5 protein-coding genes are annotated in these 8,975 nt (G+C 76.1%); 3 read left to right on the top strand and 2 right to left on the bottom strand.

Annotated features, from left to right (window positions below):
* Window positions 1–26: 26 nt before the first annotated feature.
* Window positions 27–1,094, bottom strand: coding sequence for an EamA family transporter (locus tag IE332_RS01290; RefSeq protein WP_229928203.1), 1,068 nt, complete (start codon window positions 1,092–1,094; stop codon window positions 27–29).
* Window positions 1,095–1,246: 152 nt separating this feature from the next.
* On the opposite strand from IE332_RS01290, the gene IE332_RS01285 reads away from it, so the two are divergent.
* The 3 genes from IE332_RS01285 to IE332_RS01275 all read left to right on the top strand — a co-directional run bounded on the left by IE332_RS01285 (window position 1,247) and on the right by IE332_RS01275 (window position 5,273).
* The gene (locus tag IE332_RS01285) at window positions 1,247–2,119 is read left to right on the top strand and encodes a DUF1906 domain-containing protein (protein WP_189913161.1); all 873 of its coding nucleotides are present in this window, start codon (window positions 1,247–1,249) and stop codon (window positions 2,117–2,119) included.
* A gap of 42 nt (window positions 2,120–2,161) precedes the next feature.
* Window positions 2,162–3,436, top strand: a complete 1,275-nt coding sequence (locus IE332_RS01280; RefSeq protein WP_189913160.1) for a hypothetical protein — start codon at window positions 2,162–2,164, stop codon at window positions 3,434–3,436.
* Window positions 3,437–3,611: 175 nt separating this feature from the next.
* Entirely contained in the window at window positions 3,612–5,273 is a 1,662-nt protein-coding gene (locus tag IE332_RS01275) for a long-chain fatty acid--CoA ligase (protein ID WP_189913159.1), read from the top strand.
* Between the two features lie 98 nt (window positions 5,274–5,371).
* On the opposite strand, the gene IE332_RS01270 is transcribed toward IE332_RS01275, so the two are convergent.
* Window positions 5,372–8,908: a PAS domain-containing protein gene (locus tag IE332_RS01270; RefSeq protein WP_189913158.1), complete on the bottom strand. Its 3,537-nt coding sequence runs from the start codon at window positions 8,906–8,908 to the stop codon at window positions 5,372–5,374.
* Between the last annotated feature and the right edge of the window lie 67 nt (window positions 8,909–8,975).

Genomic DNA, 8,975 nt, shown 5'->3' with positions numbered 1-8,975 from the left:
CGTGGGCCCACGGGGCGGCCGCGGGCCTACCGCCGCCCGGTCAGCGTGGCGCCGACACTGGCCGCCACCACGCAGCCGATCCCGGCCAGCTGCGGCACGCCCAGCAGCTGGCCCAGCACCACCAGGCCGACCAGCGCGCTGACCGCCGGCTCCAGGCTGACCAGCACGCTGAACACCCGCTGCGGCATCCGGCGCAGCGCGGTCATCTCCAGCGCGTACGGGATCACCGGCAGCAGCAGCGACACCCCGGCCACCGAGGCGAGCAGCAGCAGCGGGGAGGCGCCGGGCGCGGTCAGCCCGTGCCAGGCCTCGCCGAACCCGAACGGTGCCAGCGCGAGCGCGCCGACCGTCATCGACACCGCCAGCCCCTGGAACCCCTGGAAGGTCGCGCCGACCTTGTCGGTGAACAGGATGTACAGCGCGTAGCAGGCGGCCGCCCCGAAGGCGTAGAGCAGGCCGACCGGGTCGAGCGAGCCGCCGCCCTCGCCCTCGCCGAGCAGGGTCAGCAGCACCACGCCGGCGGCCGCGAGCAGCGCCCAGAGCAGGTGGCTGGCGCGCCGGGCGAAGACCAGGGCGACCGCGAGCGGGCCGAGGAACTCGATGGTCGCGGCGGTGCCCATCGGCAGCCGGTCGATCGCCCCGGCGAACAGGCAGGTCATCCCGGCGGAGGCGACGCCGAGCAGCGCGGCCGCGCCCAGGTCGCGCGGACGCTTGTCGCGCAGCTCGGGGCGGGTGACGGCGAGCAGGATGGCGGCGGCGAAGCCGAGCCGCAGGAAGGTCGTGCCGCCGACCCCGAGCGGGCCGAAGAGCGGCTTGGACAGCGCGATGCCGGTCTGCACCAGGAACATCGCGGTCACACAGAAAAGCGGCGCCGGGATCCTTCCCGGGCGCCGCAAGGCCTTGCCGAGCCGGCCGGTGGACCGGCCGGGCCGTACTCCGGGTGGCGCCGCGGGGCCGGATGCGCCACCTCGTCGCCAGCCGCCCCGCTCACCGGCCGGCTCGCCCTTGGGGGCGGGCGGCATGGCGAGGGCCTCGGCGACGGCGGCGGCCGACGGCGAGGCGGTGGGAGGTGCGCTGGTATGGGAGGTGGGCATGTCGGCGAGTTTGCCGTAAGGAGTGATGAACGGGCAAGCTCGTTACAAATATCGGGACGGATACGGACGGGTGCGTCCGAAAGGGTGGACTCCCGAAGGGGCTGCGGCGTGGCAGCCGCATTCGTCCGATGGTCCGTCAGTATCAAGGCCGGGTGCGCTATCTCCGCCCCGCGGCCCTCCTCGCCGCCTCCCTCGTGCTCCTGCTGGCCACCGACGGGACGGGCGTGAGCGCCGGAGCCGCCGCCCCGGCCGCCGTCGCCGTCCCCCGCATCCGGGCCGTCACCCTCCCCGACCGCCCCGTCCCGCCCCGCTTCCGCGAGAACTGGACCGGCCCCGCCTTCGACGTCTGCACCGCGCCCCCGCTCGACACCCTGCGGACCTGGCGCACCGCCTCCCCGTACGGGGCGGTCGGCATCTACACCAGCGGCTCCCAGCGCGGCTGCGCCCAGCCCCGGCTCACCCCCGACTGGGTGCACCAGGCGCGCGCGATGGGCTGGCGCTTCCTGCCGGTGCACGTCGGACTGCAGGCCCCGTGCGCCGACCCGAGCCGCAAGCCCAAGCGGATCGACCCGGCGAAGGCCGTGCAGCAGGGCCGGGACGAGGCCGACGAGGCCGCCCGCGCGCTGCGCTCGCTCGGCTTCGGCGCGGGCAGCCCGGTCTACCTCGACATCGAGGCCTACCCGATGCGGGACCCGGCCTGCGGCCAGGCCGTGGTCGACTTCACCCTCGCCTGGACCCAGGCCCTGCACGCCGCCGGCTACCGCTCCGGCTTCTACTCCAGCCTCGACTCAGGCATCGCCGACCTGGCCGCCGCCGCCCGGGCCGGCAGCTCCCCGATGCCCGACTCGCTCTGGTACGCCCGCTGGGACGACCACGCCGACACGGCCGGCTCCGGATCCCTCGACCCCGACCTCTGGAGCCTCCACCAGCGCGTCCACCAGTACCGCGGCAACGTCCCGGAGACCTACGGCGGCGTCACCCTCACCATCGACCGCGACCAGGTGGACGGCCCCACCGCGGGCTGAGCCCGCCGGTAGGGTGGCCCCCGGTCCAGCGGAGGGGGCGGCATGGGGAACGGCCAGGAACACGGCGGCACGAACGGGTACGGCGCGGTGCCGCCGCAGAACCCGTACGGGCAGGCGGCACCGTACGGGCAGAACCCGTACGCCCAGCCCGTCCCACCGCCGCAGCAGTCGTACCCGCCGCATCCGTATCCTCCGCAGCCGTACGCGGCCGCCCAACAGGCGTACCCCGCAGCGCAGTTCGGCGCCCCGCCACAGCCGCAGCCGCAGCCGCAACAGCAGCCACAGCCACAGCCACAGCCGCAGCCGCAGTCACAACCGCAGCCCGGGGCCTTCCCCGGCCCGCTGCCGCGCCGCAGCCGCCTCGCCGTGCTGCTCCAGTTCCTGCTGCAGTGGATCTACGCCCCGCTCTGGATCGCCGGCCTGGTGGCCCTCTTCGTCGTCCTGATCTTCGCGGACTACACCGGGAGCGGCCCCAGTTCCGACGGCTGGCTGAAGGTCAACCGCGCCTTCATCCCGCCGCGTCGGCTCCGTGCCGAGCTCACCGGCCGCCCGGAGGACTGGGAGCGCTACGTCACCCCGATCCTCGAGCGCCGGATCGCCGCCGCCGAGGCCGAGCACGCGGCGGGCGGCGGCGACGTGCAGCCCGACCTCAGCCGGGTCATCGGCATCAGGCTCGCCGCGCGCCTCTACCGGGGCCTCGGCGCCGAAGGGGTGGTCCGGCTCGCCGCGCGGCACGGTTGGCACGGCGTCCCGTCCGGCCCGGACCTCACGCACGTCCGGCTCTCCCGCCGCATCCCCGCCCCGGCCGTCCTGAACGCACCCTCACCCCAGGACCCGCCCGCCGCCCCCGGCACCCCGTGGGGCCCGCAGCCGACCCGCTTCGCGCCGCTGCTGCCCTTCGTCTTCCTGCTGCAGTTCCTCTACGTCCCCGTGGTCGGCCTCGTCCTGGTCGTCTGTGGGCGGGACGTCGACTGGAACCGCTGGGGCGCCCGCTGGACGGTCGGCCCGCGCGCCTTCCGGGCCGAATTCACCGACAGCCCCGCCGCCTGGGACCGCCACATCCGCCGCATCCTCGCGCGCGAGTCCCGCGTCGGCCCCAAGGAGGCCGCCGCCAAGGCCGCGACCGCCGCCGCCAAGGGACAGACCCCGGACGGCACCACCCCCGTGCGCCGCATCACGATCAACCGCGCCACCTACCGCGGCGCCGGCGCCCACCAGGCCCTCCGGATCGCCGCCCAGGACGGCTGGACCGTCGACCCCGCCTACACCCCCGACCCGGCCAACACCCTCCGGCTCTGCCGCCCCGAGCACCGCTGAACCGCTGAACCGCCGGTCCGGCCGGGGTGCCCGGTGGCGCCGTGATCCGTGCAACGGCGCCGGGATGCTGACAGGGGGCGGCGCGGGGCGGCAAAATCGGCCAGGTCGACGCACATTACCGTCGGGTAGGTGCCGCAGGCGCAGCAGCAAGTGCCGCCAGGTCAAGGAGGACCCCGTGTTCAGCACGATGCAGGACGTCCCGCTCACCGTCGCCCGGATCCTGGAGCACGGGTCCACGATCCACGCCCGCTCGACCGTCACCACCTGGGACGGCACCGGCCCGGTCGTCCGCAGCTACGCCGAGGTGGGGGCCCGGGCCGCGCAGCTGGCGTGTGCCCTGCGCGACGAGCTCGGGGTGACCGGGGACGACCGGGTCGCGACCCTGATGTGGAACAACGCCGAGCACCTGGAGGCGTACCTGGCCGTCCCCGCGATGGGGTCCGTGCTGCACACGCTCAACCTGCGGCTGCCCGCGCAGCAGCTGTCGTTCATCGTCAACCACGCCGCCGACCGCGTGGTCATCGTCAACGGCACCGTCCTGCCGCTGCTCGCCGCCGTCCTCCCGGACCTCGCGCCCACGCTCAAGCACATCGTGGTGAGCGGCCCCGGCGACCGTTCGCTGCTGGCGGGCTTCGCGGGCGGCGTGCACGACTACGAGGAGCTGATCGCCGGGCGGCCCACCACGTACCCGTGGCAGGGCGACATCGACGAGCGGCAGGCCGCCGTGCTCTGCTACACCTCCGGCACCACCGGGGACCCGAAGGGCGTGCTCTACAGCCACCGCTCGGTCTACCTGCACTGCCTGCAGGTCAACACCGGCGACAACTTCGCGTTCACCCCGCGCGACACCGCGCTGCCGGTGGTCCCGATGTTCCACGTGAACGCCTGGGGCATCCCGCACGCCGCCTTCATGTCCGGCGCCAACCTGCTGATGCCGGACCGCTTCCTCCAGCCCAAGCCGATGGCCGAGATGATCGCCGCCGTCCGTCCCACCGTCAGCGCCGCCGTCCCCACCATCTGGAGCGGCCTGCTGGACGAGCTCGACGCGGGCGACTACGACACCTCCAGCCTGCGCATGGTGGTCATCGGCGGCAGCGCCTGTCCGCCGTCGCTGATGAAGGGCTTCGAGGAGCGCCACGGCATCCGGGTCATCCACGCCTGGGGCATGACCGAGACCTCCCCGCTGGGCTGCTTCGCCCAGCCGCCGGGCGGCCTCACCCCCGAGGAGGAGTGGCCCTACCGGGTCACCCAGGGCATCTTCCCGGCCTCCGTCGAGGCCCGGCTGATCGGCCCGGGCGGCGAGCGGATGCCGCACGACGGCGTCGCGGCGGGCGAGTTGGAGGTGCGCGGCCCGTGGATCGCCGGGGCGTACTACGGCGGCGCCGGCCAGGACCCGGTCCGCCCGGACGACAAGTTCTCCGAGGACGGCTGGCTGCGCACCGGTGACGTCGGCACCATCACCGCCGACGGCTACCTGACCCTCACCGACCGGGCCAAGGACGTCATCAAGTCCGGCGGCGAGTGGATCTCCTCGGTCGAGCTGGAGAACCAGCTGATGGCGCACCCGCAGGTGGCCGAGGCCGCCGTGGTGGCCGTCCCGGACGAGAAGTGGGGCGAGCGCCCGCTGGCCACCGTGGTGCTGCGCCCGGGCGCGACCGTGGGGCTGAAGGAGCTGCGGGCCTTCCTGGCCGGGCGGGTCGCCTCCTGGCAGCTGCCGGAGCGCTGGTCGGTCGTGGAGTCGGTGCCGAAGACCTCGGTCGGCAAGTTCGACAAGAAGGTGATCCGGGCGAGCTACGCGGCGGACGAGCTGGACGTCACGGTGCTCGGCAAGGAGTGAGCCGCGCGAGCGTGAAGTAGCCGAGCGAGCGCGAAGAGGGCCGGCCGCCCCCGTACGGAACGGGGGGCGGCCGGCCCTTCGACGTGGCGCGGGGCGGCTCAGCCCGCGTGGGCGACGCCCGCCTCGCCCATCGTGCCGATCCGGCCGAGCAGGTCGACGATCCGGCCCTGGACGTCCTCGGTGGTGGAGCGCTCGGCGAGGAACAGCACCGTCTCGCCGGTGCGCAGCCGGGGCAGTTCGCGCGGGTCGAGGTCCACCGAGGTGTAGACGACCAGCGGGGTGCGGTGCAGCCGGTCGTTGGCGCGCAGCCAGTCCAGCAGGCCGACCCGGCGGCGGCGGATCTGCAGCAGGTCCATGACCACGAGGTTGGGCTGCACGCTGCTGGCCCGGGCCACCGCGTCGTTCTCGTCCACCGCGTGCTCGACGTGCATGCCGCGCCGCTCCAGGCTGCTGATCATCGCGGCGGCGATGTCCGGGTCGCCCTCGACCAGCAGGACCCGCGGCGCGTGGTGCTCGCCGTCGCGGGGGGCGAGGGCGCGCAGCAGCACGGCCGGGTCGGCGCCGTACGCGGTGTCCCGGGTGGCCTGGCCGAGGCCGGCGGTGACCAGGACGGGGACGCGGCGGTTGAGTGCCGCGGTGCGCAGCGACTGGAGCGCGGTGCGGGTGATCGGCCCGGTGAGCGGGTCGACGAAGAGGGCGGCGGGGAAACCGGCGACCTGGGCGTCCACCTCCTCACGGGAGCTGACGATCACCGGCAGGTAGCCGCGGGCCTGGAGCGCCTGCTTGGTGGCCGGGTCGGGCTCGGGCCAGACCAGCAGCCGACGGGTGTTGGCCAGCTCGCCGCCCGGGGACGACGGCTGCCCGTCGGCGGGCCGTTCCTCGGCGGGCGGGAGCTCGGCCATCGGGCGCGGGGCGTTCCGGGCCTCGGCCGGGGCGGCCGACTGCTGCGGGAGGGCGGGCACCGGCGGGGCGCCGAGCGGACGCGGCGGGGCGAGTTCGCCCAGGCCGGTGCCGACCGGGCGCGGGCCCGGGTCCTCGGCGGCGGCGGGCAGCGCGGGGCGGGCGGGCTCCAGCGCGGTGCCGGGCGCACCCGCGTCCTGGCCGGCCGGCACCGGGGGCGCGGCCGGAGCGGGGAGCGCGGCCGGACCGGGGGCGCCCACCTGCACCTCCGAGCCGGGCCCGGGCGGGACGGCCAGCCGGCGGCGGCGTCCGGTGGGTGCGGTGGCGGCGGCGGCCGGCTCGGGCAGTACGGGCGCGGGGCCGGCCGGCAGGGCGTGCTCCAGGCCGGGGTACACCGGGGTGTCGGCGGCACCGGGCAGGGCGAAGCCGCCGGAGGAGTCCTCGGCGGAGGGCAGGGCGCGGCGCCGGCGGGGCTTGGGCTCGCCCGCGGTCTCCTCGGGGGCGGTCCCGTCGGTCGGGGTGCCACCGGGCGGGGTGCCGTCGGCGGCCGGGGCGGCGGGGGCCGGGCCGAGCGCCAGCGGCTCGCGTCCGCCGGGCCGGTCCTGCGGGGCGCGCCCGCCGTCGACGGGCACGGCGTAGGCGGGGCCGGAGCGGCCGTCGTCATTGCCCCACGGGTCGCTGTGTGCGCCGTCCGGGCCGGCCAGGCCCTGGCGGCCGTACGCGGGGTCGTGGCCGGTGCCGTTCCACTGCTCGGGGACGGCCCGCTCGACCCGGGCGGGGGCGTTCGGCCACTGGTCGGCGGGTGCCTCGGGCGCGGCGGGTGCCGGGGGAGTCGGGGGTGCCTCTGGACCCGCCTCGGCAGGGGTCTCGGCGGCCGGACGGCCGCGCCGGCCGCGGCGCTCGGTGGCCTGGGGCGTCTCGGCGGGTGCCGGCTCGGCCGCCGGGGCCTTGCGGGCGGGCTGCTCGTCGGCCGCGGCGGCGGGTTCGGCGCTCCCGCCACTGCTGGGCAGCTGCGGGATGCCCGGCAGCTCGGGGAGGACGGCGCTGTCGCTCTCCTTGGGCCGGTCGGAGCGGCCCTCGGCGGCGGCGCGCTCGGCGGCGGCCTTCGCGGCGACCGGGTCCAGCGGCAGCTCGACGACGTACGTGGTGCCGGCCTTGCCGGGCAGCTCGTGCGGCTGGAGCACGCCGCTGTGGCGCTCGACCACCGCGCGGGCTATCGGCAGGTGGACGGGGCTGCCGCCGACGCCGGGGCCGCGGATCTCGACCCGGGCGACCTCGCCGCGCTGGGCGGCGGCCAGGACGACGGTCGGCGGTTCGGGGGTGGACGGCTGCGCGGGCGCGCTGCTGCCGCCGCCGGCCAGACCGGGCACGCCCAGGCCGGGGGAGGGGGTGGTGGGGGCGTCCAGCCCGAGGCGGACGCCGCTGACGTCGGCGACCAGGTGGGCCAGCGCCTGGGCGAGCCGCCGCTCGTCGGCGATCACCTCGACCGCGGCGGCGTGCACCGAGAACCGCACCCGGCCCGGGCCGACCAGCTCGCCGGCCTCCTCGACGGCCCGGCGGACCACCGTGTCGAGGGCGACCGGGACCTGGGCCGCGGCCGTCCGCCGGCCCTTGCCCTCCTTGCCCTCCTTGGTCTCCTTGCCGTCCTTGGCCTCCGCCGCGCCGCTCTCGCCGGCCTCGCAGCGCTGGTGGTCGAGGACGCCGTCGATCAGCTTCCCGAAGCGGCGGCACTCCTCGGCGAGCCGGCGCAGCGTCCAGTTGGCCTCGGGCCAGAGCTGTCCGGCCGGGTCGGCGGCGAGCGCGTCCAGCCGCTGGTTCAGCGCGTTCAGCGCGCCGCCCAGCTCGCTCTCCAGGACGGCGGTGAGGTGCTCGTTGCGGGCGATCAGGGCGAGTTCGCGGCTGCGGTCGGTGAACGTCATCACCGCGCCGACCAGCTGGTCGCCGTCCCTGACCGGGGCGGTGGTGAGGTCGACGGTGACCGGCCGGCCGTCCTTGCGCCACAGCACGGTGCCGCGCACCCGGTGCTTGCGCCCGGAGGTCAGGGTGTCCAGCAGCGCGGACTCCTCCAGCGCCAGCGGGGTGCCGTCGGCCCGGGAGTGCTGGATCAGCGGGTGCAGTTCGCGCCCGCCGAGCTCGCTCGCCCGGTACTCCAGGATGTGCGCGGCGGCCGGGTTGACCAGCACGCAGCGGCCTTCGAGGTCCACCCCCAACACGCCCTCGGCGGCGGCGCGCAGGATCATCTCGGTCTGCTTGTGCTGGCGGCGCAGCTCGGCCTCGACGCCGAGCCGGCCGGAGAGGTCGCGGACCAGCAGCAGGAGCAGGTCGGAGGAGGAGGGGGAGCGGGAGCCCTCGCGGTACGGGTCGTACGGGACGAGCGGGGAGAGCGCGTAGCCGCGGCCGTTGTCGTTGTCGTCGGCGAAGTCGTTGCCGGAGACCTCGACCGGGAAGGTGCTGCCGTCGGTGCGGTGGGCGGTCATCCGGACCGGGCGGTCGAGGTCGTCGCCGTCACGGGTGGCCGGGCGCATCGAGCCGGGGATCCGGCTGGGGTCGAACTCCGGGAGCAGGCCCAGTAGGCCCATGCCGACCAGTGAGGTGCCCGGCGCCTGCAGCGCCTGGACCGCCGCGCTGTTGGCGTCCACGACGGTGCCGTTGCTGTTCACCAGCAACAACGCGTCGGGCAGGGCGTCGAGTATGGCGGCGAGGCGAGCAGCGCCTCGGATCGGCCTGCTGCTCACGTCGACAGGTCTCCTCGGCTCGGGGCAGCTCCTCCGGAGACGGCAGTATCTCATTCTTCTTTGCGGC

The organism is Kitasatospora xanthocidica (assembly GCF_014656195.1).
GTDB lineage: Bacteria > Actinomycetota > Actinomycetes > Streptomycetales > Streptomycetaceae > Kitasatospora > Kitasatospora xanthocidica.
Note: the sequence above shows the minus strand (reverse complement) of the source record. Positions and strands in the feature narration are given on the sequence as shown.

Excerpts from the sequence above, each read along its gene's own strand:
- IE332_RS01280 (WP_189913160.1), top strand. The coding sequence starts at position 2,162 with ATGGGGAACGGCCAGGAACACGGCGGCACGAACGGGTACGGCGCGGTG.
- IE332_RS01290 (WP_229928203.1), bottom strand. The coding sequence starts at position 1,094 with ATGCCCACCTCCCATACCAGCGCACCTCCCACCGCCTCGCCGTCGGCC.